Annotated in this window: 23 protein-coding genes; 10 read left to right on the top strand and 13 right to left on the bottom strand. The window is 67.6% G+C overall.

Going from position 1 to position 24,884, the window contains the following annotated elements:
* Window positions 1-113: 113 nt before the first annotated feature.
* The gene (gene ychF, locus AWC25_RS23505) at window positions 114-1,187 is read right to left on the bottom strand and encodes a redox-regulated ATPase YchF (RefSeq protein ID WP_085167889.1); all 1,074 of its coding nucleotides are present in this window, start codon (window positions 1,185-1,187) and stop codon (window positions 114-116) included.
* 133 nt (window positions 1,188-1,320) lie between these two features.
* Between ychF and AWC25_RS23500 the strand changes: the two genes are divergently transcribed.
* Window positions 1,321-2,553, top strand: coding sequence for a DUF6542 domain-containing protein (locus AWC25_RS23500; RefSeq protein WP_085167887.1), 1,233 nt, complete (start codon window positions 1,321-1,323; stop codon window positions 2,551-2,553).
* Window positions 2,554-2,571: 18 nt separating this feature from the next.
* On the opposite strand, the gene AWC25_RS23495 is transcribed toward AWC25_RS23500, so the two are convergent.
* Entirely contained in the window at window positions 2,572-3,570 is a 999-nt protein-coding gene (locus tag AWC25_RS23495) for a 4-hydroxy-3-methylbut-2-enyl diphosphate reductase (RefSeq protein WP_069402030.1), read from the bottom strand.
* 89 nt (window positions 3,571-3,659) lie between these two features.
* Here AWC25_RS23495 and AWC25_RS23490 point away from each other — a divergent pair, with 89 nt between their 5' ends.
* The 5 genes from AWC25_RS23490 (at window position 3,660) to AWC25_RS23470 (ending at window position 8,165) form a co-directional block, all read left to right on the top strand.
* Window positions 3,660-4,271 carry a lipid droplet-associated protein gene (locus tag AWC25_RS23490; RefSeq protein ID WP_069402031.1) on the top strand — a complete coding sequence of 204 codons (612 nt, stop codon included), beginning with the start codon at window positions 3,660-3,662 and terminating at the stop codon, window positions 4,269-4,271.
* On the top strand, window positions 4,268-5,527 hold the full coding sequence (gene xseA / locus AWC25_RS23485; protein WP_069402032.1) for an exodeoxyribonuclease VII large subunit: 1,260 nt from the start codon (window positions 4,268-4,270) through the stop codon (window positions 5,525-5,527). The genes AWC25_RS23490 and xseA overlap by 4 nt, the downstream gene beginning before the upstream one ends.
* The gene (locus tag AWC25_RS23480; protein WP_085167885.1) at window positions 5,517-5,765 is read left to right on the top strand and encodes an exodeoxyribonuclease VII small subunit; all 249 of its coding nucleotides are present in this window, start codon (window positions 5,517-5,519) and stop codon (window positions 5,763-5,765) included. The genes xseA and AWC25_RS23480 overlap by 11 nt, the downstream gene beginning before the upstream one ends.
* Window positions 5,766-5,827: 62 nt before the next feature.
* Window positions 5,828-6,937: a 3-beta-hydroxysteroid dehydrogenase gene (locus AWC25_RS23475; RefSeq protein WP_085167895.1), complete on the top strand. Its 1,110-nt coding sequence runs from the start codon at window positions 5,828-5,830 to the stop codon at window positions 6,935-6,937.
* A gap of 73 nt (window positions 6,938-7,010) precedes the next feature.
* Complete coding sequence (locus AWC25_RS23470) at window positions 7,011-8,165, top strand: AI-2E family transporter (RefSeq protein WP_069402034.1); 1,155 nt, start codon at window positions 7,011-7,013, stop codon at window positions 8,163-8,165.
* Here the strand turns inward: AWC25_RS23470 and AWC25_RS23465 are convergent.
* A complete protein-coding gene (locus AWC25_RS23465) occupies window positions 8,146-8,943 on the bottom strand; it encodes a dienelactone hydrolase family protein (protein WP_069402035.1) in 798 nt (265 codons plus the stop codon). The two genes, AWC25_RS23470 and AWC25_RS23465, sit on opposite strands and share 20 nt — an antisense overlap.
* 23 nt (window positions 8,944-8,966) lie before the next feature.
* The gene (locus AWC25_RS23460; RefSeq protein ID WP_198166707.1) at window positions 8,967-9,608 is read right to left on the bottom strand and encodes a DUF4245 domain-containing protein; all 642 of its coding nucleotides are present in this window, start codon (window positions 9,606-9,608) and stop codon (window positions 8,967-8,969) included.
* Window positions 9,609-9,724: 116 nt separating this feature from the next.
* Here AWC25_RS23460 and glpX point away from each other — a divergent pair, with 116 nt between their 5' ends.
* The 3 genes from glpX to AWC25_RS23445 are packed head-to-tail and all read left to right on the top strand — an operon-like array spanning window position 9,725 to window position 13,298.
* The gene (gene glpX, locus AWC25_RS23455; protein ID WP_069402037.1) at window positions 9,725-10,810 is read left to right on the top strand and encodes a class II fructose-bisphosphatase; all 1,086 of its coding nucleotides are present in this window, start codon (window positions 9,725-9,727) and stop codon (window positions 10,808-10,810) included.
* A gap of 35 nt (window positions 10,811-10,845) precedes the next feature.
* Window positions 10,846-12,249: a class II fumarate hydratase gene (locus tag AWC25_RS23450; RefSeq protein ID WP_085167883.1), complete on the top strand. Its 1,404-nt coding sequence runs from the start codon at window positions 10,846-10,848 to the stop codon at window positions 12,247-12,249.
* Window positions 12,250-12,266: 17 nt separating this feature from the next.
* Window positions 12,267-13,298, top strand: a complete 1,032-nt coding sequence (locus AWC25_RS23445) for a RodZ family helix-turn-helix domain-containing protein (RefSeq protein WP_085167881.1) — start codon at window positions 12,267-12,269, stop codon at window positions 13,296-13,298.
* Between the two features lie 4 nt (window positions 13,299-13,302).
* On the opposite strand, the gene AWC25_RS23440 is transcribed toward AWC25_RS23445, so the two are convergent.
* The 5 genes from AWC25_RS23440 to glyA form a co-directional block, all read right to left on the bottom strand.
* Window positions 13,303-14,766: an adenylate/guanylate cyclase domain-containing protein gene (locus AWC25_RS23440; RefSeq protein ID WP_085167893.1), complete on the bottom strand. Its 1,464-nt coding sequence runs from the start codon at window positions 14,764-14,766 to the stop codon at window positions 13,303-13,305.
* A gap of 120 nt (window positions 14,767-14,886) precedes the next feature.
* Window positions 14,887-15,771 (bottom strand): polysaccharide deacetylase family protein, encoded by an 885-nt coding sequence (locus AWC25_RS23435; protein WP_069402040.1) that lies wholly within the window; start codon window positions 15,769-15,771, stop codon window positions 14,887-14,889.
* A 92-nt stretch (window positions 15,772-15,863) separates the two neighbouring features.
* On the bottom strand, window positions 15,864-17,165 hold the full coding sequence (phoH2, locus tag AWC25_RS23430) for an RNA 5'-3' helicase PhoH2 (RefSeq protein WP_069402041.1): 1,302 nt from the start codon (window positions 17,163-17,165) through the stop codon (window positions 15,864-15,866).
* A gap of 226 nt (window positions 17,166-17,391) precedes the next feature.
* A complete protein-coding gene (locus AWC25_RS23425) occupies window positions 17,392-18,219 on the bottom strand; it encodes an acyl-ACP desaturase (RefSeq protein ID WP_085167878.1) in 828 nt (275 codons plus the stop codon).
* A gap of 69 nt (window positions 18,220-18,288) precedes the next feature.
* Window positions 18,289-19,578 (bottom strand): serine hydroxymethyltransferase, encoded by a 1,290-nt coding sequence (gene glyA / locus AWC25_RS23420; RefSeq protein WP_069402043.1) that lies wholly within the window; start codon window positions 19,576-19,578, stop codon window positions 18,289-18,291.
* 117 nt (window positions 19,579-19,695) lie between these two features.
* Between glyA and coaA the strand changes: the two genes are divergently transcribed.
* A complete protein-coding gene (gene coaA, locus AWC25_RS23415) occupies window positions 19,696-20,634 on the top strand; it encodes a type I pantothenate kinase (protein ID WP_069402044.1) in 939 nt (312 codons plus the stop codon).
* A 120-nt stretch (window positions 20,635-20,754) separates the two neighbouring features.
* On the opposite strand, the gene AWC25_RS23410 is transcribed toward coaA, so the two are convergent.
* From AWC25_RS23410 to AWC25_RS23395, 4 genes are all read right to left on the bottom strand, one after another.
* Entirely contained in the window at window positions 20,755-21,168 is a 414-nt protein-coding gene (locus AWC25_RS23410) for a hypothetical protein (protein WP_069402045.1), read from the bottom strand.
* A gap of 157 nt (window positions 21,169-21,325) precedes the next feature.
* Window positions 21,326-22,429: an acetylserotonin O-methyltransferase gene (locus AWC25_RS23405; RefSeq protein WP_232327243.1), complete on the bottom strand. Its 1,104-nt coding sequence runs from the start codon at window positions 22,427-22,429 to the stop codon at window positions 21,326-21,328.
* A 157-nt stretch (window positions 22,430-22,586) separates the two neighbouring features.
* A complete protein-coding gene (locus AWC25_RS23400; protein WP_069402047.1) occupies window positions 22,587-23,978 on the bottom strand; it encodes a hypothetical protein in 1,392 nt (463 codons plus the stop codon).
* A 69-nt stretch (window positions 23,979-24,047) separates the two neighbouring features.
* The gene (locus AWC25_RS23395; RefSeq protein WP_069402048.1) at window positions 24,048-24,836 is read right to left on the bottom strand and encodes a (2Z,6E)-farnesyl diphosphate synthase; all 789 of its coding nucleotides are present in this window, start codon (window positions 24,834-24,836) and stop codon (window positions 24,048-24,050) included.
* Window positions 24,837-24,884: the final 48 nt, after the last annotated feature.

Here is a 24,884-nt window from a genome sequence, read left to right as displayed (position 1 = left end):
CGCTGAACAACGGCGGGGTGACCTCTTCTGTCGACCCCAGGGTCTGACTTCAAATCAGCGCCAACAAGCGCCGCGAGGCACCCCGCCCCCAACGTGCATAATTCAGCAGACTCCTAGACGTTGAACCGGAACTCGACCACATCGCCGTCGGCCATCACGTAGTCCTTGCCCTCCATGCGGACCTTGCCGGCCGCCTTGGCGGCCGCCATCGATCCGGCTTCCACCAGGTCGTCGAAGGACACGATCTCGGCCTTGATGAAGCCCTTCTCGAAGTCGGAGTGAATTACCCCCGCTGCCTTGGGCGCGGTGTCGCCTTGGTGAATCACCCACGCCCGCGCCTCTTTTGGGCCCGCGGTCAAATACGTCTGCAGCTTGAGCGTGTGAAAACCGGCCCGCGCCAACGCATCCAGCCCCCGCTCGGTCTGACCGATCGACTCGAGCAATTCCGCCGCCGACTCGTCGTCCAGCTCCTGCAGCTCCGCCTCGATCTTCGCGTCGAGGAACACCGCGTCGGCCGGTGCGACCAGTTCGCGCAGCTCGGCCTTGCGGGCCTCGTCGGTCAGCACCGATTCGTCGGAGTTGAACACATACAGAAACGGCTTGGTGGTCATCAGGTTCAGCTCGCGCAGCAGGGACGCCTCGACGCCCGCCGCGAACAGCGTCTTGCCCGAGTCCAGGACCGTCTGGGCGGCCACGGCCGCCTCGTGCACGGGTTTGCGTTCCTTGTTGTTGCGGGCTTCCTTCTCCAGCCGCGGGATCGCCTTCTCCAGGGTCTGCATGTCGGCGAGGATCAGCTCGGTCTCGATCACCTCGATGTCCGACCGCGGGTCGACCTTGCCGTCGACGTGCACCACGTCGTCGTCGGCGAACACCCGCACCACCTGGCAGATCGCGTCGCACTCGCGGATGTTGGCCAAGAATTTGTTGCCGAGCCCGGCCCCCTCGGAGGCGCCCTTCACGATTCCGGCGATGTCGACGAACGTCACCGGCGCCGGCACGATCCGCTCCGACCCGAACAGCTCTGCCAACTTGTCCAGGCGCGGGTCGGGCAGCGCGACGACCCCTTCGTTCGGTTCGATCGTGGCAAACGGATAGTTTGCCGCCACCACGTCGTTACGGGTCAGGGCGTTGAACAGAGTCGACTTGCCGACGTTGGGCAGGCCCACGATTCCCAGGCTCAGGCTCACGGGGAACCAAGTTTAGGGCTCCGCGCCGGGCCCGGGGCGCGGCGGACCGGTTCGTGCGCGCCGCCATGGCACGCCCGGCATACCTAACAAGCTATTTACGGGTGTTTGGGGTCATTCCCGGTACGGTCTACATGTGTCAGCGCAGCGGGGAACCTCGGCAGTAGAAGCTGCCCATCGCTCGGCCCATCCCAACATTCCAGGCGTGCCGTGGTGGATAGCCTTGCTCATCGCCGTGACCGGCACTGCCGTCGGCTATGGGATCGACTCGGGGGCGGGACACAAGGAGCTGACCGGTGTCTTCGCCTGCCTCTATATAGCGGGTTGCGTGGCGGCGGTGTTGGCCGTGCGTCAAGACGGCCTGTTCACCGCGGTCATTCAACCCCCCCTGATCCTCTTCTGCGCTGTCCCCGGCGCCTACTGGCTGTTCCACGGCGCCAAGATCGGCAGCCTCAAGGACCTGCTGATCAACTGCGGCTACCCCCTGATCGAGCGATTCCCGCTGATGCTGGGGACCGCGGGCGGAGTGCTGCTGATCGGCCTGATCCGGTGGTATTTCGCCGCGGCACAGCGGACGGCCGCCAAAAACCCCCTGGACACCACAAACACCGAGGGCACCGAGAAGGCGACCGAGCGCGCCACCGTGACCGGTTCGTCGCTCCTGCAGGCCATCAGCGCCAAATTGAACTCGCTGCTGGGGGTCGCGTCGCCCGAAGAAACGGACGACGACGCCGAGGACGGCGACTCCGGCCGCCGCCCTGCGCGTGGCGGCGCCAAATCCGGCCGCCCGGCACGCGGCAGCCGGTCCGGCACCGCCCGAAGCCGATCCCGCCACGTCCGCCCGTCACCGCAGGACGACCACGACCCCGCGGCTGAGCGGCCGCGCCGGCGGCGCCAGCCACCGCCACGCGACCTCGATCCGGCCGACCCGCCGCGCCGGTCGGCGCGGCGCCGTCCGAGACCACTGGACGAGCCGGACCCGCGCGGGCAATCGCCGCGGGACAGCCGGCGCGACCCTCGCGACCCTCGCGGTAGGCGCAGCCCCTACGACCGCCCCGCTCCCCGGACCAGCCGTTTCGACGACCCCGACCGGTATGAACCGCCCCTCTCGCGGGATTCCTACCGCCGCCACCAGTCCTACGACCCGTACGACTCCTACCAGCGCACCCCGGAACCCCGACGCCGGCCGGCCGCCAGCGGCACGAACGGCGCAGATTCGACGCATCACCCGATCTCGCAGGTTCGCTACCGCGCGGCCGGTGCGTCCGGCCCGCCTGAAGAGCACCGGGTCGAGCGTCGCGGTCGGCCGCGGGCCAACCCCCGGTCACCGGGACGCCCGCCCGCGGACTCCTGGGAGTATGACGTCTAACCCGGGCCGATCTGCCGCCTAGAGCAACGAGCGGATCTCCCGCGGCAGGGCGAACACCAGCGTCTCCTGCGCGGTCGTCACCGGTTGCACCACGTCGAAACCGAATTCGGCCAGCCGCTCCAGCACGCCGCGCACCAACACCTCGGGGACGGACGCTCCGGAGGTGACCCCGACCGTCCGCACCCCGTCCAACCAGGCCGGATCGATATCGTCGGCCCAATCGACCAGGTGGGCGGCCGCCGCGCCACCGCCCTTAGCCACCTCGACCAGCCGCACCGAATTCGAGGAATTGCGCGATCCGACGACGATCACCAACTCGCATTCCGGCGCCATCGCCTTGACCGCGACCTGCCGGTTCTGGGTCGCGTAGCAGATGTCGTCACTCGGGGGATCCTGCAGCTTGGGGAACCGTTGCCGAAGCCGCTCGACGATCTCCATCGTCTCGTCGACCGACAGCGTGGTCTGCGATAACCACACGACCTTGTCCTCGTCACGGACCGTCACGTTGTCGACCGAGGACACGCCGTCGACCAGTTGCACGTGCTCGGGCGCCTCGCCGGCCGTCCCGATGACTTCCTCGTGGCCCTCGTGGCCGATCAGCAGGATGTCGTAGTCGTTGCGGGCGAATCGCCGCGCCTCGTTGTGAACCTTGGTCACCAGCGGGCAGGTCGCGTCGATGGTGTGCAGGTTGCGCGCGGCGGCCGCCTCGTGCACCGTGGGCGCCACGCCGTGCGCAGAGAACACCACGATGGCGCCCTCCGGCACCTGATCGGTCTCCTCCACGAACACCGCACCGGCCTTTTCCAGGGTGTCGACGACGTGCCGGTTGTGCACGATCTCGTGCCGCACGTAGACGGGAGCGCCGTGCTTTTGCAGCGCACGCTCGACCGTCTCGACGGCCCGGTCCACACCCGCGCAATAGCCACGGGGCTCCGCCAGCAGCACTCGCTTGCGGGCCGGATCGGTGGCTACCGAGCTGGATGCGCCGGGAATCCCCATGTCAACAGTCGGCGGCATGGCACCCAGGGTACGTTCTGCCGACACGGCGTTGCCAGCTCGCGGCGCTGGGCTTGGCGTTCGCCGGTGCTTAGGGCAATCTGGGACGCATGGCTACGGCACCGTATGGAGTTCGGCTATTGGTCGGTGCGGCGACAGTCGCCGTCGAGGAAACGCTGAGACTGCCGAAGACGATTTTGATGTATCCGATGACGGTAGCCAGTCAGGCGGCACACCTGGTGATGCGGTTTCAGCAAAACCTGGCGGAGCTGGTGATCAAGGGCGATTCGACGCTGGAGTCGATTTTCCCGCCCAAGGACGAGAAGCCGGAGTGGGCGACGTTCGACGAGGACACCGAAGTCGCGATCGACGGCGCCTTCGATGCCCTCGACGGGCCCGGCGGGAATGCCGAATTGCCCGACGGCGCCGGGGGCGATCGCCGCGCCGAGGGGCGGTTCGCCTTGTACTCGGTCGCCGATGCCGCGGTGGACGCGGGTGCGCCGGCCACCACGCGGCGGCCCGACAAACCGGCGGTTCCCGAGCCGTCGGTCGCGGCCGAACTCGACTACCCCGAACTGACCCTGGCCCAGCTGCGGGCGCGCGTGCAGTCGCTGGGCGTCGACGACCTCGAAGCCTTGCTGGCCTACGAGCAGGCCACCAGGGCCCGTGCTCCGTTTCAGACGTTGCTGGCCAACAGGATCACCCGCGCGACCGCCAAGTGACGCGAGCGGCGAATTCGGAGCCGAACTCGGCTGAGAACCCGTTCCCGGTTCGTGCCGTCGCGATCCGGGTCGCGGGCTGGATCGACCGGCTGGGCACGGTGTGGGTCGAAGGACAGTTGGCCCAGATCAACATTCGCGCCGACTCCAAAACCGTGTTCATGGTGCTGCGCGACCCGGCCGCCGACATGTCGCTCACCGTGACGTGCCCGCGCGACCTGGTGCACAATGCGCCGGTGAAGTTGGTGGAGGGCACGCAGGTGGTGGTCTGCGGGAAGCCGTCGTTCTACACCGGGCGCGGCACATTCTCGTTGCGGCTGTCCGAGATTCGCGCCGTTGGTGTCGGCGAGCTGCTGGCCCGCATCGACCGGTTACGCCGACTGCTGGACGCCGAAGGCCTGTTCGACCCGCGGCTCAAACGGCCAATCCCCTTCCTGCCGAACATGATTGGGCTGATCACGGGTCGCGCCAGCGCTGCCGAGCGCGACGTGACCACGGTGGCCGGCGCCCGCTGGCCCGCCGTACGCTTCGCCATCCGCAACACCGCCGTTCAAGGACCCAACGCCGTCGCCCAAATCGTCGAGGCGCTAAGGGAACTCGACCGCGACCCGGTCGTCGATGTGATCGTGCTGGCCCGCGGGGGCGGCAGCGTCGAGGATCTGCTGCCGTTCTCCGACGAGACGCTGTGCCGGGCGATCGCGGCCTGCCGCACCCCGGTGGTCAGCGCGGTGGGCCACGAGCCGGACAATCCGCTCTGCGATTTGGTGGCCGACCTGCGCGCGGCCACCCCCACCGACGCGGCCAAGAAGATGGTCCCCGACACCGCCGCGGAGCAACAGCTCCTGCACGATCTGCGCCGGCGCAGCGCACAGGCGTTGCGCAACTGGGTGTCCCGCGAACAGCGCGCCCTGGCCCAGCTGCGCAGCCGGCCGGTGCTGGCCGAACCGCTGACGGCGTTGAGCGCGCGAGCCGACGAAATTCACCGCGCCCGCGCGGCGGTCCGCCGCGACATCACCCGGCTGGTCGCCGCCGAATCCGAACGGGTCGGCCACCTGGCCGCGCGGCTGGCCACCCTGGGTCCGGCGGCCACGCTGGCCCGCGGCTACGCGGTGGTGCAGACGGTGCCCGCGGCCGGCTCCGCCGAGCCGATGCGCGTGCTGCGCTCCGTGGCAGACGCACCCGCGGGCACCCGGTTGCGGGTGCGGGTTTCCGACGGCGCGGTGGCGGCGACGAGTGAAGGGCTGACCGATGGTCACTGACAACAGCGGCGGGACGGACGATGCGGCTACACCCATTAGTCAGCTCGGCTACGAAGCTTGCCGGGACGAACTGATCGAGGTGGTGCGCGCGTTGGAGCAGGGCGGACTGGACCTCGACGCGTCGCTCAAACTTTGGGAGCGCGGCGAGGAACTGGCGAAACGGTGCGAAGAGCACTTAGCTGGAGCGCGCAAGCGGGTCGCGGACGTGCTGGCGGCCGGCCACGACGACGACGGCTGACCGGGGGGTATCCACAAAACGAATTACCCCTCGTTGTTGGAAAACTGGAACGTGTTTCAGTTATCCTCTCCTGCATGGGTGATGCATCACTGACGGCCGAACTCGGGCGTGTCCTGGTTACCGGTGGCTCCGGGTTCGTCGGCGCCAACCTGGTGACCACCCTGCTGGACCGCGGTTACTCGGTACGCTCCTTCGACCGCGCCCCCTCGCCGCTGCCCGCGCACCCGCAACTGGAGGTGCTGCAGGGCGACATCACCGACCAGGCCATCTGCACGCAGGCAGTGGCCGGGATCGACACCGTGTTCCACACCGCCGCGATCATCGATCTGATGGGCGGCGCGTCGGTGACCGACGAGTACCGTCAACGCAGCTTCGCCATCAACGTCGGCGGTACCCAGAACCTGGTGGCAGCCGGCCGCGCGGCGGGCGTGCAGCGATTCGTCTATACCTCCTCCAACAGCGTGGTGATGGGCGGCCAAAACATCGCGGGCGGCGACGAGACCCTGCCCTACACCACGCGTTTCAACGACCTCTACACCGAAACCAAGGTGGTTGCCGAGCGATACGTGTTGTCCCAGAACGGTGTTGACGGCATGATGACGTGCGCGATCCGGCCCAGCGGCATCTGGGGCCGCGGCGACCAAACCATGTTCCGCAAGCTGTTCGAAAGCGTGATCGCCCGACATGTCAAGGTCCTCATCGGCCGCAAGTCGGCCCGGCTGGATAACTCCTACGTGCACAACCTGATTCACGGATTTCTACTCGCCGCCCACCACCTGGTGCCGGGCGGCACCGCCCCCGGTCAGGCCTACTTCATCAACGATGCCGAACCGATCAACATGTTCGAGTTCGCCCGGCCAGTGATAGAAGCCTGCGGGCAGACCTGGCCGCGAATTCGAGTGAACGGCCCCGTCGTCCGGGCGGCCATGACCGGATGGCAGCGCCTGCACTTCCGGTTCGGCATCCCGGCGCCGCTGCTCGAACCCCTGGCGGTCGAGCGGTTGTACCTGGACAACTTCTTCTCCGTCGCCAAGGCCACCCGCGATCTCGGTTACCAGCCCCTGTTCACCACCGAGAAGGCCCTCACCGAGTGCCTGTCGTATTACGTGGAGATGTATCACCAGATGGAACGCGAAGCTCTGGCCGCCAAGACCGCGCGGCGTTCCCGCTAGCCCCGCGCGGTCGCTGCCGAAAACCGCCGCCGCGGGCTAAGGTTCAGCTCAACGGCGACGCGGAGGGCGGCGGATGAACACCGAATTCACGCTCACACAAAAGCGCGCGCTTGCGGTTTTCACGATGATCGCGTTGCTGTTCGGCGCCTACTTCCTGCGGGACTTCTTCGTGCTGATCGTGGTGGCCGCCGTCGGGGCATACCTGTTCACGCCGCTGTTCAACAGGTTCAACCGACGCCTGGGCACCGGGCTGGCGGCGGCCTGCACCCTGTTGTCGGCCCTGGCGATGGTCATCGTGCCGGTCGGCCTCTTGGTGGTCTTGGCCGTCATTCAGATTTCCCGGATGCTGGGTAGCATTTCCGACTGGGTGAAGACCACCGATCCCAGCGAGCTCGGCGGCAAAGTGCTGCAACTGGCCAATGACGTGCTCGCCCGAATCCCATTCCTGCACATCACCGTAACCCCCGAGATGCTGCGCAAGGCGATGGTCAACGTGGCGCAGCACGCCGGTCAATGGCTGCTGCAATTCCTGCAGGGCGCCGCCGGCGGACTCGCCGCAGCGGTCACCTACGGGATCATTTTCGTGTACGTGTTCCTGGCCTTGCTGGTGCACCGGGAGAAGTTACGCACGCTATTGGGTCAACTCAACCCGCTCGGCGCCGAAGTCACCGACCTGTACCTGCGCAAGACTGGAGCCATGGTGCGCGGCACCGTGTTCGGCCAGTTCGTCATCGCATTGTGCCAGGGTGTGGCCGGCGCCGCCTCGATCTACATCGCCGGGTTTCACCACGGCTTCTTCATTTTCGCGATTCTGCTCACCGCGCTATCGATCATCCCGTTGGGCGGTGGCATCGTGACGATTCCATTCGGCATCGGAATGATCTTCTACGGCAACATCTTCGGTGGCCTGTTCGTCGTCGCGTGGCATCTGCTGGTGGTGACCAACATCGACAACTTCCTGCGTCCGGTGCTGGTGCCGCGCGACGCCCGGCTGAATTCCGCGCTGATGCTGCTGTCGGTGTTCGCCGGTATCGCCATGTTCGGTCCGTGGGGCATCGTCATCGGGCCGGTGCTGATGATCCTGATCGTCACCACCATCGACGTCTATCTCGCGGTCTATCAGGGTGTCGAGCTGGTCGACCCGGACACCGAACCGCCCGCGCGGCGCGGCTGGCTGCCGCGCCGCAAATCGAAGTCCGACGTCGACGTTAAGTCAAGCGTGCAGTGAGGAATTCGACGACACGCTTGCGAGCCTCGTAGGCGGGGTGACCGTCGATCTCGCGAACCTCGTCGGTCAGCACCGAGTGGGCCGCCTTGGCGAAACCGTGTTCGTTTCCTGGGCGTGAATCGATCTCGATCACCTCGAACGCGTCGCCGAGCCGCTCCTTGAGCGCGGTGAAACGCTCGCGTGGCGACATCCAGTCCTCGCTGAATCGCAAGCCCATGGCGCACAGCCCGTCATTGGTGGTCCGGTCGACGATCGTGGACATCTCGGACGCACTCAGCCCGGTGTCGCTGCGGCGAGTCCGGCCCAGCGGCAGCGGCACCGACGGTTGGCTGAGCACCGGCGCCAGCACGCTGTCGTCGACCGCGGCGGCCAACGCGAAACCGCCGGTGAAGCACTGGCCGATCACGCCGACCCCCTTGCCGGGCGTCGACGCGTTCAGGTCGCGGGCCAGCGCCCGCAGGAACAACGACACCGGCCGTGCCTTGTTTGTCGCGAATGCGGCGAACTCTCGTGCCACGCAAGCCCGCGCGATCGTCGCCGCCGTGTAGCCGACCGTCACGTCCTTGCCGGGCACCCCGAACAGCGACGGCATGGCAACCGTAAACCCGTTGTCCACCAAGTGGTTACCCAAGGCCAGCACGCCGGGATGAATCCCCGGTATCTCAGGAATCAGCACCACGCCGGGGCCGGTCCCCCTGCGGTAGACGTCGTGGGTGTGCCCACCAGCGGTGAACGGCGCCGCCGCCCATCCGGTGAGATCCGCTGCGGGTGCCGTCACGACTCGCTCCTATCAGCCGTCAGCTAGTGGCTTGCCAGGGGTGGCTGCGACTGTGTCGCTGCCGCCAGCGTACGAAACTGCTCGGTGGTTCCGGCACCGGTGATCGCGATCTGGGTGGCCCCGCCGGGGCTGCTCAGCCTGGTCGTCCACACGGGTTCGGTGTCGGCGCCGTGGTCCCCGGCGCCGCGGTAGGTGATCCAGTTCGTGCCCGCGACGTCTACGGTTCCGGTGGGGTACGCCGACGGATGGATCGATCCGACCAGCTTGTCCTCATCGGCATTGCTCTGGGTCAGGCTCAGATACCTCCCGGTCGGGCTGATGTAGCCCACCGTCGAGGTCGCCGCGTGGACGCGCTGCCCACCCATGGTTCGCCCGCCCTCGATGCCGCCACGGCTGCCCGAGTTGGGCTGCCAGCCCGCCGGCAACTGCGGCAGCCGGATCGGGAATCCCAGCGTCTGCGCGTCCGCCCGTAGGGCCGCGGCCGCGTCGTACGACGGAATCGTTCCCTTGTGCGCCCCGGTCGGCTGGAATGAGCACATTCCCACCACGCCAGCCAGCAGAATGCACCCGACGACCAGTGGGGCCAGCGACCAGAACATGTCCCGACCGTCCTGCAACAGCCGCGCTTTTGCCGGCCGGGCGGCGGGCGCGGGCTCCCCGGCCAGGTCGGCTGGGGCACTGCAGGGCTGTTCCTCGGTCACCCCACGAGTATCCCAGCCCGCCGCCACCAGCTACAGCCCAGCTCCAGTCGACCGATCTGCTTCTGGGAGAATCAGCAACCATGACAGCATCGGGCGGATCTGGTTCGTCGTCGGCCGCGACCGCGGGCCTGGACGCGCAGGGACGTGCGCGTCGCGAAGCCCCGGACCGCAACCTGGCCCTCGAGCTGGTACGCGTCACCGAAGCGGGCGCGATGGCGGCCGGCCGCTGGGTGGGCCGGGGCGACAAGGAGGGCGGCGACGGCGCGGCGGTCGACGCCATCCGTGAACTGGTCAACTCCGTGTCCATGCGCGGGGTCGTCGTCATCGGCGAGGGCGAGAAGGACGAAGCGCCCATGCTCTACAACGGCGAGGAAGTCGGCAACGGTGACGGTCCGGACTGCGACTTCGCCGTCGACCCCGTCGACGGCACCACGTTGATGAGCAAGGGCATGCCCAATGCCATCTCGGTGCTGGCGGTCGCCGATCGGGGTGCGATGTTCGACCCGTCGGCGGTGTTCTACATGAACAAGATCGCCGTTGGGCCCGAGGCCGCGCACGTGCTGGACATCACCGCGCCCATCGCCGACAACATTCGCGCCGTCGCCAAGGTCAAGGGCCTCTCGGTGCGGGACATGACCGTCTGCATCCTGGACCGTCCGCGGCACGCCCAGCTGATCGAAGAAACCCGCGCCACCGGGGCGCGCATCCGGCTGATCACCGACGGCGACGTCGCCGGGGCGATCTCCGCGTGCCGGCCCGACTCGGGCACCGACATGCTGGCCGGCATCGGTGGCACCCCGGAGGGCATCATCGCCGCCGCGGCGATCCGCTGCATGGGCGGGGCGATTCAGGCCCAGCTGGCACCCAAGGACGAGGCCGAGCGCCGCAAGGCACTCGACGCGGGCTATGACCTGGACCAGATCCTGACCACCGAAGATCTGGTGTCCGGCGACAACGTCTTCTTCTGCGCGACCGGGGTCACCAACGGTGACCTGCTCAAGGGCGTGCAGTACTACCCCGGCGGCTGCACCACCCAATCGATCGTGATGCGCTCCAAGTCCGGCACCGTGCGGATGATCGACGCCTATCACCGGCTTTCGAAACTCAACGAATACTCCGCGATTGACTTCACCGGCGACAGCAGCGCCGCCTACCCCCTGCCGTAACCGCGACAGCAACCCCGACGAAGAGGAACTGATTGATGGCCGACAGCGCCGAATATCGCATTGAACACGACACCATGGGCGAGGTCAAGGTGCCGGTAAAAGCGTTGTGGCGAGCACAAACTCAGCGTGCCGTGGAGAACTTCCCGATCTCGGGCCGGGGGCTCGAGCGCGCCCAGATTCGCGCGCTGGGCTTGCTGAAAGGCGCCTGCGCGCAGGTGAATAAGGACCTCGGGCTGCTGGCGCCGGAGAAGGCGGAGGCCATCATCGCCGCGGCCGCCGAGATCGCCGACGGCGCCCATGACGACCAATTCCCGATCGATGTCTTTCAGACCGGATCGGGCACCAGCTCCAACATGAACACCAACGAGGTGATCGCCTCCATTGCCGCCAAGAACGGCGTCACGGTGCACCCCAATGACGACGTCAACATGTCGCAGTCGTCCAACGACACCTTCCCCACCGCCACCCACATCGCGGCCACCGAAGCCGCCGTGCGCCACCTCATCCCGGCACTCGAGGTGCTGCACGAGGCTCTGGCCGCCAAGGCCGGCGAGTGGCGCACCGTGGTCAAGTCCGGCCGCACCCACCTGATGGACGCTGTTCCGGTCACTCTCGGACAGGAGTTCAGCGGGTACGCCCGCCAGATCGAGGCCGGGATCGAGCGGGTGCGCGCCACGCTGCCCAGGCTGGGCGAGCTGGCGATCGGCGGAACCGCGGTGGGCACCGGGCTCAACGCCCCCGACGGCTTCGGCGCCAAGGTAGTCGAGGCGCTGGTCGCGTCGACCGGGCTGTCCGAACTACGCACGGCGACAAACTCTTTCGAGGCGCAGGCGGCCCGTGACGGCCTGGTGGAGGCATCCGGCGCGCTGCGCACCATCGCGGTGTCGCTGACCAAGATCGCCAACGACATCCGCTGGATGGGCTCCGGCCCGCTGACCGGTTTGGCCGAAATCCGGCTGCCCGACCTGCAGCCCGGTAGCTCGATCATGCCGGGCAAGGTCAATCCCGTTCTGCCGGAAGCCGTCACGCAGGTCGCCGCGCAGGTGATCGGCAACGACGCCGCCGTTGCCGTCGGCGGCCTGTCGGGCACGTTCGAACTGAACGTCTACATCCCGATGATGGCCCGCAACATCCTGGAGTCGTTCAAACTGCTGACCAACGTGTCGCGGTTGTTCGCCGAGCGCTGCATCGTCGGGCTTTCGGCCAACGTCGAACACCTGCGTGAGCTGGCCGAGTCGTCGCCGTCCATCGTGACCCCGCTGAACTCCGCGATCGGTTACGAGGAGGCCGCCGCCGTGGCCAAGCAGGCGCTCAAGGAAAAGAAGACGATTCGCCAGACCGTCATCGACCGCGGCCTGATCGGTGACAAGCTGTCGATCGAGGAGCTGGATCGCCGGCTCGACGTGCTGGCCATGGCCCGCGTAGACGAGGCCAACTAGGTGGGGGTGGTTCGCCAATGACGGTTCCTCCGAGCGGACCGTACGGTCAGGATCCGTACGGAGCGAATCCGTATGGGCAGAACCCCTATTGGGGTGGGCAGCCGCAAAGCGGCCCGCAGCCAGGCCCACCCCCGTACCCGCCGGTCGGCTCCTATCCGGGGTCAGCCAGCGGCGGGTACCCGTATCCGCCGACGGGTCCGTTCGCCAACCCCACGGGCGGGATGGATCCGGCCGCGCCCGGCTACCCGGGTCAGCCGTACGGTCAACCGGGACAAGGGTTTCCGCCCGGCTGGCCGCCCGGGTCGTATCCGCCGGGTCCACCGCCGAACGGGCCACGTTCGAACATGCCGTGGTTGATCGTCGCCGGCATCGCCGTGCTGGGCGTCATCGCGCTGGTGGTGATCTTGGTGGTCAGCCTGAACAGCGGCCCTTCGTCGCCCAACGCTGCTCCCAGCGGCTCCCCGTCGTCGACGCTGGCGCCGACGTCGGATCCGACTGGGTCGGGGCAGACCGCCACCGACTGCACGCCCAACGTGTCCGGTGGCGAGACACCTGCGGGCGGCGCTCCGATCACGGCGGGCAAGTTGTCGTTTCCGGCCAACGCCGCCCCCGGCTGGGCGCCGTTCTCCGACGACCAGACGCCCAATCTCATTGGCGCCGTGGGTCTAGCGCAAGAAGTTCCGGGCGCCAACCAATGGGTGATGCAGGCCGAGGTCGCCGTGACGAACTTCGTCCCGAGCATGGACGTCGCCGCACAGGCGTCGAAGTTGATGAACTGCGTGGCGGTGGGTCCAGGGTACTCCAACGCCTCACCCACGCTGGGCCCGCTCAAGAAGTCCTCGACGACGGTTGACGGCGTCAAGGCCGCCCGGGTGGAAGCCGACGTCACGATCGCCGACCCGGCGCGAAATGTGAAGGGCGACTCGGTGGTCATCATCGCGGTCGACACCAAGCCGGTCACCATCTTCCTGGGCGCGACGCCGATTGGCGACGCCGCCTCGGCTGGACTGCTCAACCAGGTGATCGGCTCGCTGAAGGTCTCGAGATAACAGGCTAAGTCGTGGCGGGTGCCGAAACGTGTGTGGTTTCGGAGCGCCCGCGCAGCACGGTGGAATAACACTCGGCCCAGTGCGTGGCCTCGACGGCGTCGGCCCGCTCAATGGCCGCCGCCGAGCACAGGATGCGGCCATCGGAGGTCTTGGCCAGGTCGGCCAGCCGCGCGGCCTCATTGACGGCGTCGCCGATGACCGTATATTCACACCGGTTTTCGGCGCCGATGTTGCCGGCGAAGACACGGCCCGCCGACACCCCGATACCGAAATCGACCACCGGCAGCCGGCGCAGTTCGGTGCCCAGCGTGCGCGCCGTGGCCAGGGCCGCCGAGGCCGGCTCGCTGGTCCGTAGCGGGGCCCCGAAAATGGCCAACGCGGCGTCGCCGGCGAATTTGTTGATCAGGCCGCCGTGTTCGTCGACAGCGTCGACCACGATCCGGAAGAAATCATTGAGAACGCTCGCAACCTCTTGCGGCGGAAGGCTTTCCGCGAGCTGCGTCGAGCCAACCAGATCGATGAACAGCACCGCGGCCTCGACCACATCCCCCGACAGCGAGGCGCCCTCTTCGATGGCGCGTTGGGCGACGTCGGCGCCGACGTATCGTCCGAACAGGTCGCGGAGCCGGTCGCGTTCGGCCAGGCCCGCCACCATCCGATTGAATCCTGTTTGCAGACGCCCGATTTGAGACCGCTCGTAGGCACCGACCGACGCGTCGATATGGCCGCGTTCGACCTGAGCCATCGCGTCGACCACTTCGCCGATCGGATCGGAGATGGAGCGTGACGTCAGGATCATCGTGGGCAGCCCGAGCAGCAGCGCGGCCAGCGACACCACCAGGATCGGCACGTCCAGCGAAACGGACTTGTCGATCAGCCAGCCGTAGGAGCGCAGCACCACCAGGGTGGCGATGCCGCCAATGGGCAGCGCGCTGACCAAGAACCACAGCATGACCAGCCGCGCGAACACCCCGGGCACCGCCAGCCGGGGCTCCTGGCCGCGTGTCGCGGCGCCCATGACCGGTCGCAGGGTCCGCTGCGCGAGCAGCATTGCGGTGCCCGCGGCCGCCGGTCCGCCCAGCAGCACCCCGAGCACCATCGGCAACAGCAGCGCCGCGCCGCCGCGGAGATTGACCAGCACGAAGATCCCGCCGGCCAGGCCCCAGGCCGTCAGCAGGATGCCCGTCTGCCGGCCGGCCAGCCGCATCGCGGCTTCCCGTTGCGCGGTGCTGGGCTCCTGACCGGCGGCATACCACCGCAGTGTCGGTGCGAGGCTGAACACGCCGGCGACCGCGACGCCGACGACCCCGGCCACGACCAGCACCACCACGACGGCCGTGTCCTTGGCCCCGAAGACCACGCTGGTGGCGGCCGAGGTGTGACCGCGCAGCGGAATGAGGATGGCGGCGACGTCGATGACGGCGATGATGTAGGACAGCGCGAGGTCGATCCCGTATTCGATCGACAGCCTGCGGGCCGACTTGCGCTGCGGCTCGCCGGATGTCGGGTCCGGGTCCCGCGGACGTCGCGGGGCCCGAGCCCGCAGCCAGTCCGCCCTGATCACGTTCTCAAGGTAGCCGCGCCCGCGCTAGGCGCCATTGTTTGGTCCGCCGGAGTTCTGGCCCGGGATGTCGGTGATCGGGAAGTTCGGCATCGGCTTGGGCGAGGGCGTGTTGGGCAGCGTCGGGATATCGGCGGGCGGGATGTCGTGGAGTTGGTTGGCCGGTGGCCCGTTCTCCCGGCTGCCATAGCTGCTGCCCGGTGCCCGCGGGCCGAGGAGTTCGCTGACCGTCACCAGCCGGTAGCCGTTGGCCTTGAGCACCGGAATGAATTGGTACACCAGGTCGACGGTGCTCGAGTAGGTGTCGTGGAACAACACCACCGACCCGGGTTTGATGTAGGTCATCAGCATGTACCGGGTGGCCGCGGTGTTCGAATCGTTCGCCCAGTCAAAAGGAATTACGTCCCAAAGGATTTCGGCCAGGCCGTAGCGAGCCGCGGTCTGGCGCACCTCGGGTGTGGACAGCCCGCCGGCCGGTCGGTACAGCGTCGGGGTCCGCCCGGTGGCGGCGTAGATCGCATCGTCGGCCTTGGTGAACTGCGCGGCGATGTCCTCGGGCGGGATCGTCGCCATGTTGGGGTGTTCCCAGGTGTGGCTGCCGATCTCCATGCCGGCGTCGGCGATGCGTTTGGCGCCGGCCGGGTTGGCGGCCACCTTGTTGCCGATCAGGAAGAAGGTGGCCTTGGCGTCTGGGATGCCACAGTCCTTGAAGATCTGCAGCAGCCGCTCGTCGAACGGGCCCGGCCCGTCGTCGAACGTCAGCGCGACACACTTGACCACCGAGCAACTCAGGTTGTCCGCCCGCGTCACATGCCCGGTCAGGCCGCCGATCACCAGCACCGCACCGGCGGCCACGACGCCGAACACGGTCCGCCAGTAGCGCCAAGCCTGGTTGTCGGGTCGTTTCGGCACGGGAAAAGCCTACCCACCGCGAGACTGCAACCAGCGACGCATTTCGCGAGTAGGACCGTCGCGGAATACGGTTTCGCGGCGCAGCCAACCGGTCAGTGTGGACCGGCGATCTCCTCAAGCATCTCGGTGACCAGCGCCGCAATCGGCGACCGCTCGCTGCGCAGCAGCGTGATGTGCGCGAACAGCGGGTGGCCCTTGAGCTTCTCGATCACCGCCGCGACGCCGTCGTGCCGGCCGACACGCAGGTTGTCGCGCTGCGCGATGTCGTGGGTGAGCACCACTCGCGATCCGGTACCCAGCCGTGACAACACGGTGAGCAACACGTTGCGCTCCAGCGACTGCGCCTCGTCGACGATGACGAACGAGTCGTGCAGGGAGCGTCCCCGGATGTGGGTCAACGGCAGCACCTCGAGCATGCCGCGGGACAGTACCTCTTCCAGCACGGCGGGGCTGGCCAGACCTTCGAGGGTGTCGAAGACCGCCTGCGCCCAAGGCCCCATCTTTTCGCTCTCGCTGCCGGGCAGATAACCCAGCTCCTGGCCGCCGACGGCATACAGCGGGCGAAACACCACGACCTTGCGCTGCGTGCGCCGTTCCAGCACCGCCTCGAGACCGGCGCACAGGGCCAGCGCCGACTTACCCGTCCCGGCCTTGCCGCCCAGCGACACGATGCCCACCGACTCGTCGAGCAGCAAATCCAGCGCCACCCGTTGCTCGGCTGAGCGGCCGCGCAGCCCGAACACCTCGCGGTCTCCGCGGACCAGCTGCACACGCTTGGCCGCGGTCACCCGGCCCAGGGCATGCGAGCTGCCACCCAGCAGCCGAATTCCGGTGTGGCAGGGCAGGTCTCGGGCTTCGGCCAGATCGATCTCGCCGTCGGCGAACAGCGCGTCGATGTCCTCGGCGGCCGTCTCGATCTCCTGCATGCCCGACCAGCCGGAAGCCACCACATCCTGCGCGTGGTACTCGTCGGCAGCCAGGCCCACCGCGGCGGCCTTGACGCGCAACGGAATGTCCTTGCTCACCAACGTGACTCGCTTGCCCTCGGCGGCCAGGTTGGCCGCACAGCTCAGGATCCGGGAGTCGTTACTGTCGGTGCGGAACCCGGCGGGCAGTACGGCCGGGTCGGTGTGGTTGAGCTCGACGTGCAGCGAACCACCTTGAGTCCCAACGGGAATGGGCTGATCCAGGCGACCGTGCTCCAGACGCAGATCATCGAACAGTCGTAGCGCCTGACGGGCGAACCAGCCCAGCTCATGATGATGACGTTTGGCCTCCAGCTCGCTGATCACCACCAACGGGACCACCACCTCGTGCTCGGCGAACCTGCTGCAAGCCCAGGGGTCGGACAGCAGCACGGAGGTGTCGATCACGTAGGTCCGGATATCGGTCACGAAGCGCTCCTCGTGCGGGATGAGCCCGCGCGGACCCGCACAGGCATGTCGGCGGGAACTGCGACACCAGGACCGGGGCCGGCCCTTCCGTTAGATGACGGGAAGTGCCGCCCTGGCAGCTGAACATGACGCTGGCCATCGAGGACGACGCTACTCTCCGCGGCGCCGCACCGCCGGGCAAGACGCGCCGACGCCGGGGTACCGACGAGCTGTGAAAACGGCCCGCTCAGTCGATGACGAACTGCCGCAGCTGCGGCTCGTCCGCGACGCCCCAGGCCTTGATCCGGTCGGAGATCGCCCGGCGCAGGTCGTCGGTGCCGAAAATTCCGGCGGCAGCGACGTTTTGCACCTTGTCCTGGTACTCCTCGATGTCGGCGCCGACCACCTGAAGTTCGGCGGCCCGGGCCGCGATCGCGGCGATCGTCTTGTCGCGCCGGTACTCGAGGCAGTGCGCGACGAGGTTGGCGAAGAACTCCTCGTGGCGCGCCTCGTCACGCGAGATCCGGTCGACCAGCCCGGCCAGGATGGGCTCCTCGAGCTTGGCGGCGAGGTTGCGGGTGAAGACCGCGTGGGTGCGCTCGGTGAGCGCCATGTAGATCAAAGTCTCGATCTGCGAGTAGTGGTCGGCGCGGTAACCCTGCATCACGTACCGGACGCGGGCCTCCTCGTTGGCGGTGGGGTCGACCTCGCGGGTGACCACCAGGTATTCGCGCAGCGCGATGGCGTGTAGGTGCTCCTCGGCGGTCCAGCGACCGATCCAGCGGCCCCACCAGTCCTCGAGGATGAAGTGCTCGACGAACTCGCGGTGATGAGCGGCCAGGTCATCCTTGATCAGCAGGAGAATTTCGCAGGCGTCGGTGAGGGGGCGGGGCAGCGTCATGCTGGACGGATCCCAGTCCCGTCCGCCGAGGAAGGCGTAGTTCTCGCCGCGGTCGAACGGGACGTAGTCGTGGGCGAACCAGATGTCCTCGGTGTTGAGGTGGCGGTCCATGTTGGCCTCGACGACCGGCTCGAGTTCCAGGGTCAGCGCATTAGCTACAGGTTTCTGTGCCATGCAGTAACTGTAACCCGTAGACACAGGTGAAATAAACCCGGGCCGCGTCGTGTCGGGCCAGTCGCGGCCTCAGCGACCGACCAGGGCCCAGTCCTCGAGACCGTCGTACAGCGGGAAGTCCTGCGCCAGCCTGGTGACCCGCTGCCGCAGTCCCGCCACTTGACCTTCGGAGGCCGCGGTGCCGGCCGCCAGCGCGGTGGCGATGATGTCGGCGACCTCGGCAAACTCCGCGTCGCCAAAACCGCGGGTGGCCAGGGCGGGCGTCCCGATCCGCAGACCCGAGGTGACCATCGGCGGGCGCGGGTCGTTGGGGACGGCGTTGCGGTTGACCGTGATGCCGACCTCGTGCAGCAGGTCCTCGGCGGCCTGCCCGTCCAGCGGCGAGTTGCGCAGATCGACCAGCACCAGATGCACGTCGGTGCCGCCGCTGACCACCGAGACGCCGGCCTTGGCCACATCGGCGGCCAGCAGCCGGTCGGCCAGGATCCGGGCGCCGGACAGCGTGCGCTGCTGGCGCTCGACGAACTCCGGGGTGCCGGCGATCTTCAGTGCGACCGCCTTGCCCGCGATCACGTGCATCAGCGGGCCGCCCTGCTGGCCGGGGAACACCGCCGAATTGACGGCCTTGGCGTACTCCTGCTTGCCCAGGATCATTCCAGAGCGGCCGCCGCCCAGCGTCTTGTGGATTGTGGTCGACACCACGTCGGCGTGCGGCACCGGCGAGGGGTGCAGCCCGGCGGCGACCAGCCCCGCGAAGTGCGCCATGTCGACCCAGAGTTTGGCGCCGACCTCGTCGGCGATCGACCGGAACGCCGGGAAGTCCAGGATCCGCGGGTAGGCCGACCAGCCGGCGATGATGACCTTTGGGCGGAACTCGAGCGCCTTGGCGCGCACCACGTCCATGTCGACCAGATGCGACGTCGGGTCCACGCCGTAGAAGCCGTTCTCGTACAGCTTGCCGGAGAAGTTGAGCTTCATGCCGTGGGTCAGATGCCCGCCGTTGGCCAGGTCCAGACCCAGCAGCCGCTCCCCGGGCGACATCAGCGCGTGCAGCACCGCGGCGTTGGCCTGCGCGCCGGAGTGCGGCTGTACGTTGGCGAAGTCGGCGCCGAACAGCGCCTTGGCCCGGTCGCGGGCGATGTTCTCCACGACGTCGACGTGCTCGCAACCGCCGTAGTAGCGCCGCCCGGGCAGCCCCTCGGCGTACTTGTTGGTCAGCACGCTGCCCTGCGCCTGCAGCACCGAGCGCGGCACGAAGTTCTCCGACGCGATCATTTCCAGGGTGTCGCGCTGACGGCCCAGCTCTTTGCCGAGCAGCTCGGCGATGTCCGGATCGACCTCGGCGAGCGGTGCGGACATCACGGACGTGGATACGCGGGCGTCGGGTGCAGCAGTCACAGCCGTCAGTCTATTCCAGCGGTCGTTTTACCCAGCCCAGCCGTGTGGCCTGCACTCGTCCCTGCCACACTGGCACTTATGCCCCGGCTGAGCGAGCCGAGCCCTTACGTGGAGTTCGACCGAAAGCAGTGGCGCGCGTTGCGCATGTCGACGCCGCTGGCCCTCACTGAAGAGGAACTCGTCGGCCTGCGCGGGCTGGGCGAGCAGATCGACCTGCTCGAGGTCGAGGAGGTCTATCTGCCGCTGGCCCGGCTCATTCATCTGCAGGTCGCGGCCCGGCAACGATTGTTCGCCGCCACCGCGGAGTTCCTCGGCGAGCCGCAGCAAAATCCCGACCGGCCGGTTCCGTTCATCATCGGGGTGGCCGGCAGCGTCGCGGTCGGGAAGTCCACCACCGCGCGTGTGTTGCAGGCATTGCTGGCGCGCTGGGATCACCATCCACGCGTCGACTTGGTCACCACCGACGGGTTCCTGTACCCGAACGCGGAGTTGGATCGGCGAAACCTGATGCACCGCAAAGGCTTTCCGGAAAGCTATAACCGCCGGGCGCTGATGCGATTCGTCACGTCGGTCAAATCGGGTTCCGACTACGCGTGCGCACCGGTGTATTCGCACCTGCGCTACGACATCATCCCCGGCGCCAAACACGTCGTCCGGCACCCCGACATCCTGATCTTGGAGGGTCTGAACGTCTTGCAGACCGGCCCGACGCTGATGGTGTCGGACCTGTTCGACTTCTCCTTGTACGTCGACGCCCGAATCGAAGACATCGAACAGTGGTACATCTCGCGGTTTCTGGCCATGCGCGGCACCGCCTTTGCCGATCCGCAATCGCACTTCCACCACTACTCGGCGCTCAACGACACCAAAGCCGTTGCCGCGGCCCGCGAGATCTGGCGGTCCATCAACCGGCCGAACCTGGTCGAGAACATCCTGCCCACCCGTCCGCGCGCGACACTGGTGCTGCGCAAGGACGCCGACCACTCCATCAACCGCCTGCGACTGCGCAAGCTGTGATCGCCGGGGCTCTGTCTAGGGTCCTTACCGGCCCCCGCATGCACTTGACGAGCCGAAGCGGGGCGGTCCGCCGCGGCACCGTGCCGAGCCCGGCGGCGCCCCGCTCCGGCGGGACTGGGATTACGCGGGCAACCTGCGTAATCCCCGGTACTGCAGCCAGGCGAGGGCAGCAGTCACCAAGCCGAGAGCCACGGCCATGCCCACCCCTGTCGCCGTCATGGGCAGGGCCTCCACCGCGCCAAAGGCCAGCAGCGTCAACACGATGTTGGCCACCACGACGCCGACGCCCACGCTGCGCAGGTCCTGCAGGCCGGTCAGACCGTAAACCGTCAGACCGTAGAACACGAAGACCGCGCCGACGGCGAAGTGCAGGTTGGAGCTCAGCCCGGTCAGCTCGGCGAGCGGATCGGCGAACAGGGCGGCGGCCAGACCGCACAGCCCCGTCAGCGTCGCGTCCACTCGCATGGCGAACCGCAGCAACGAGTCGGTCGCGTCGTACAGGCGCATCTTCGGGATGCCGGTTACAGCGGACATGTGGTTACTCCTTGCGATGACGGATGGTGTCGAACTGCGTCTCAGCGTGCTGCCGGTGCACTGCCGGATCGACGCATGGCGCTGCCAGTTGCTGCCACGATATGGATGACCAGGCATTTTGTCCGCCTATTCCCCGTCGCCTGTGATCAACTTCGCATCAGACGGCGATCGCCTCGACGATGCTGATCGGCGACACGGTTTCGACCACCCGGGTCATCCGGAAACCAGCGCGATCGAGCAACCGGCCGTATTGCCCCGCCGTGCGCTCGCGGGCGTCGACGTTTACGTGCATCTCCAGATCCAACCAATGCCCGGCGAACTCGCGGTTGTGCTCCGGGACGACGAATTCGACGATCAGGACGTGCTTCCCAACCCCGGCGGCCTTGCGGACGTTGCCGAGGATCTGCACCGCCTCGTCGTCGGGCCAGTCGTGAATGATGTGTTTGAGGACGTAGCCGTCGCCACCGTCAGGCACGCTCTCGAAGAACGAACCCTCGACCAGCTTGACCCGGTCGGCCACCCGCTGTTGCTCGAGCAGCGCCGAGGCGCCGGCGATCACGTGCGGTTGGTCGAACAGAATCCCGCGCGCTTTGGGCGTGGCGGTCAGGATGGCGGCGAGTAGCCCCCCGTACCCACCGGCCACGTCGACGACCGTCGGGAAACGGCTGAAGTCGTAGGCGGCGATCACCGGCGGGATCGCCAAGGCGGACATGCTGGTCATCGCGTCGTTGAAAACCTCGTCGAGGTCCGGCTGCTCCGTGAGGTACTCGAAGTACGACTTGCCGCGCAGCTCGGGAACCACCGCTCGTCCGGTACGGATGGACCGCGTCAGGTAACTCCAGTGCTCCCGGTCCTGGGGGGAGCCCACAAAACGGGCCAACGCCCGCAGTGATGCCTCGCCCTCGCTGCGCAGCGTGTCCCCCACCGGCGTGAGCTCGTAGCGTCCGTCGCGGCGGCGACGGAAAATGCCACGCGAGATCAGGCCCCGCATCAGACGACTCAGGGTGTCGGCATCGGCATCGACCGCGGCGGCCAGTTCGTCCACCGTCATCGGCGACTTGGCCAACGCGTCGGCGATACCGAGGTCAGCTGCGGCGGTAATCGCCTGCGAGGCCCACGCGTTCATGATCATTTCCATCATGACCACCCGCGGCGGAACCATGCGCTGATGTAATTGAAAGACGCGATGACGCAGCCGTTCGACGACTCGCGACAGCTGCACGGGTGAAATGGCCGACGACAGCATAAGTCCCCCTGGCATATCGGGATCACACGACGCGAACCGGTTGCCCGCGCATTCCGTATTCGTTGCCAGCTCAACCGAAAATCGGCCGCATTGCCATTACAACCGGAGTTGTCAGCCAAATAACGCCGCTGCATGTACACAAAAGGCAGGTTTTGCGCACCGCGCGGCGACGCTAGTCGCTGGGGACGGTCACTCGTCCGCGCAGATCGGCGGCGATCAGCCGGGCCGCCGCGTTCTGCCAGTTGTGCAGCGAGCGTTGCGGGACCTCGGTGACGAACCACTGCCAGGCCCGACGCGCGGTGGGATCCAGACCCGACGCCGTCGCGTTCTGGGCGTATGCACGCACCCCGACGACGTAGGGGAAATACAGCGAGTTGTAGTACCGCCATTCCTCGGTGGTGCCGAAGTCGCCGCCGTCACGCGGTTTGAGCCGCGAAATACCTTCGGCGAGTAGGGCTTTGAGTTCGTTGGCCCGCTCGACCGGCTGATCGGGCGCGCCGCGAGCCGCCAGCCGCTCGTCGATCGCCGGCAGCGCGGTCAACGGGCTGGCCACCAGTTTGGTCAGGTCGCCGTAGTGGCCCAGGGCCCGACGGGTGAGTCTGGCGAAGGTTTCGTCGTCGACGTCGTCCAGCGGATATTCCGATCGAAGCGGCAGCGCCGCGCCCGTGTGTCGCAGTGCGGCCCGATCTGCTTGCAGCGCAGGCGATTTCGCAAATGCCAACCGGTCGAGTACACCGGCCAGCGGGTCGGCCAGCACCTGCACCGCCAGCGCGATCGCCACGATGGTGAACAGCAGCACCGTCAGCGCGGTCTGCGCCGACGGTGTATCGCGCGTCAGCCCCAGACCGATCAGCACCTGACCGGCGAACAGTACGGTGACCACCGCCGAGCCGGCGAACGAGCGCCGCATGTCCGCCCGCAGCGCCTGGCCCTCGTCGAACGCATCCCACACCGCCACCGCCACGCCCAGCAGCAGCACGTCGAATCCCGTCGACGCCAGGGCCAGCCAGCTCGGCACCAAACCCAGCGGAATGATCAGGATGGCGTTGCCCAGCGCGAAGAACAGCGTCGCGATCACGGCCATCCCCAGCCCGCTGCGACCGACGGGCATCGGCTGGGCCGACCGGCGCATCAGCAGGGCCGCCATCGCGGCGAGGGTGGACACCGAGATCACCGCGAACATCAGCAGATGGCCGGGCCGCAACGGACCGTCGACGCTGCCGGCGATCGCGGCCGCCAGCAAAGTGAGCGCCGCGACGCCGGCGATCAGCAGCAGCTCCCGGGTGCGGGCCCGCCACCGGTCACCGGGCCCGGACAGCTCGACCAGTACCGCGAACCAGGCCACGCTGGGGACGGCCACCAGGTAGATCTCGACGCGGCTGAGCAACCCGGCATGGGTTTGCACCGAGGTGGCGGTGCGCACCGCATCCAGCGCCACCACCAGTGCGAAGCCACACAGCCCCGTCGCCGCCAGGACCAGCACCGGTTTACGCGGGTCACGGGACAGCAGATACAACCCGAGCCAACCGCTCAACGCGAACACCACAGCCGACAGCGCAGCCATCTACTCAGTGTGGCACGCAACCGACCTGGCGCTTAACGGCGTTCGCCGGGCGGTCGGGCACAACCGCGGCTACTTGCCGTGCCGGCGATCCCGCTGGCTGTAGTCACGCAACGCACGCAGGAAATCGACGCGGCGGAACGCGGGCCAATGCGTCTCACAGAACCACATCTCCGAATACGCGCTCTGCCACAGCAAGAACCCGGACAGTCGTTGCTCACCCGAGGTGCGGATAACGAGATCGGGGTCGGGTTGCCCGGAGGTGTACAGGTTTTCGGAGATGGCCTCGACCGTCACCGACTCGACCAGTTCCTCCGCGGTCGCGCCGTTGGCGAGTTCCTTGCTCAACAGCGCGCGCACCGCCCCGACGATCTCCTGACGGCCGCCGTAGCCGACCGCCACGTTGACGTGGAAGGGCGCGGCGCTGGGTGTGGACTCGACCGCCTCGCGCAACCGGCGGGCCGGCCCATCGCCGAGCAGTTCCAAGTCGCCGACCGTGCGCACGCTCCAGCGGTTGGCCGGGGCGCAGATCTCCTCGACGACGTCGGTGATGATTTCGATCAGGCCGGCCAGCTCGTCGGGATCGCGCTGCAGGTTTTCGGTGGACAGCAAATACACGGTGGTCATCTCGACGCCGGCTTCGGAACACCAGCGCAGCATCTCGGCGATCTTGGCCGCGCCCATCCGGTAGCCGTAGCTGACGTCGTCGTATCCGGCGTCGCGGGCCCAGCGCCGGTTCCCGTCACACAACACCGCGATATGCCGCGGCAGCTGCGACTTCGAAGCGGCCAGGCCCTGCCTCAGCCGTAGCTCGTAGACGCGATACAACGGCTCTTTGAGCCGCGGCGGGATGATCTCCACGAACGTCCACCCTACTGTGAGCCGACGCCTGTTCTCGGGGAATTCCGC

The organism is Mycobacterium sherrisii (assembly GCF_002102355.1).
GTDB lineage: Bacteria > Actinomycetota > Actinomycetes > Mycobacteriales > Mycobacteriaceae > Mycobacterium > Mycobacterium sherrisii.
The sequence above is the reverse complement of the archived record's forward strand: the minus strand, read 5'-3'. Positions and strand labels throughout refer to the sequence as shown.

Bases quoted from the DNA above. Each gene is read 5' to 3' on its own strand.
- AWC25_RS23495 (WP_069402030.1), bottom strand. From the start codon at position 3,570: ATGCCGCCGACTGTTGACATGGGGATTCCCGGCGCATCCAGCTCGGTA.
- AWC25_RS23490 (WP_069402031.1), top strand. From the start codon at position 3,660: ATGGCTACGGCACCGTATGGAGTTCGGCTATTGGTCGGTGCGGCGACA.
- AWC25_RS23480 (WP_085167885.1), top strand. From the start codon at position 5,517: ATGGTCACTGACAACAGCGGCGGGACGGACGATGCGGCTACACCCATT.
- AWC25_RS23470 (WP_069402034.1), top strand. From the start codon at position 7,011: ATGAACACCGAATTCACGCTCACACAAAAGCGCGCGCTTGCGGTTTTC.
- glpX (WP_069402037.1), top strand. From the start codon at position 9,725: ATGACAGCATCGGGCGGATCTGGTTCGTCGTCGGCCGCGACCGCGGGC.
- AWC25_RS23450 (WP_085167883.1), top strand. From the start codon at position 10,846: ATGGCCGACAGCGCCGAATATCGCATTGAACACGACACCATGGGCGAG.
- AWC25_RS23445 (WP_085167881.1), top strand. From the start codon at position 12,267: ATGACGGTTCCTCCGAGCGGACCGTACGGTCAGGATCCGTACGGAGCG.
- AWC25_RS23425 (WP_085167878.1), bottom strand. From the start codon at position 18,219: ATGGCACAGAAACCTGTAGCTAATGCGCTGACCCTGGAACTCGAGCCG.
- glyA (WP_069402043.1), bottom strand. From the start codon at position 19,578: ATGTCCGCACCGCTCGCCGAGGTCGATCCGGACATCGCCGAGCTGCTC.
- coaA (WP_069402044.1), top strand. From the start codon at position 19,696: ATGCCCCGGCTGAGCGAGCCGAGCCCTTACGTGGAGTTCGACCGAAAG.
- AWC25_RS23410 (WP_069402045.1), bottom strand. From the start codon at position 21,168: ATGTCCGCTGTAACCGGCATCCCGAAGATGCGCCTGTACGACGCGACC.
- AWC25_RS23405 (WP_232327243.1), bottom strand. From the start codon at position 22,429: ATGCCAGGGGGACTTATGCTGTCGTCGGCCATTTCACCCGTGCAGCTG.
- AWC25_RS23400 (WP_069402047.1), bottom strand. From the start codon at position 23,978: ATGGCTGCGCTGTCGGCTGTGGTGTTCGCGTTGAGCGGTTGGCTCGGG.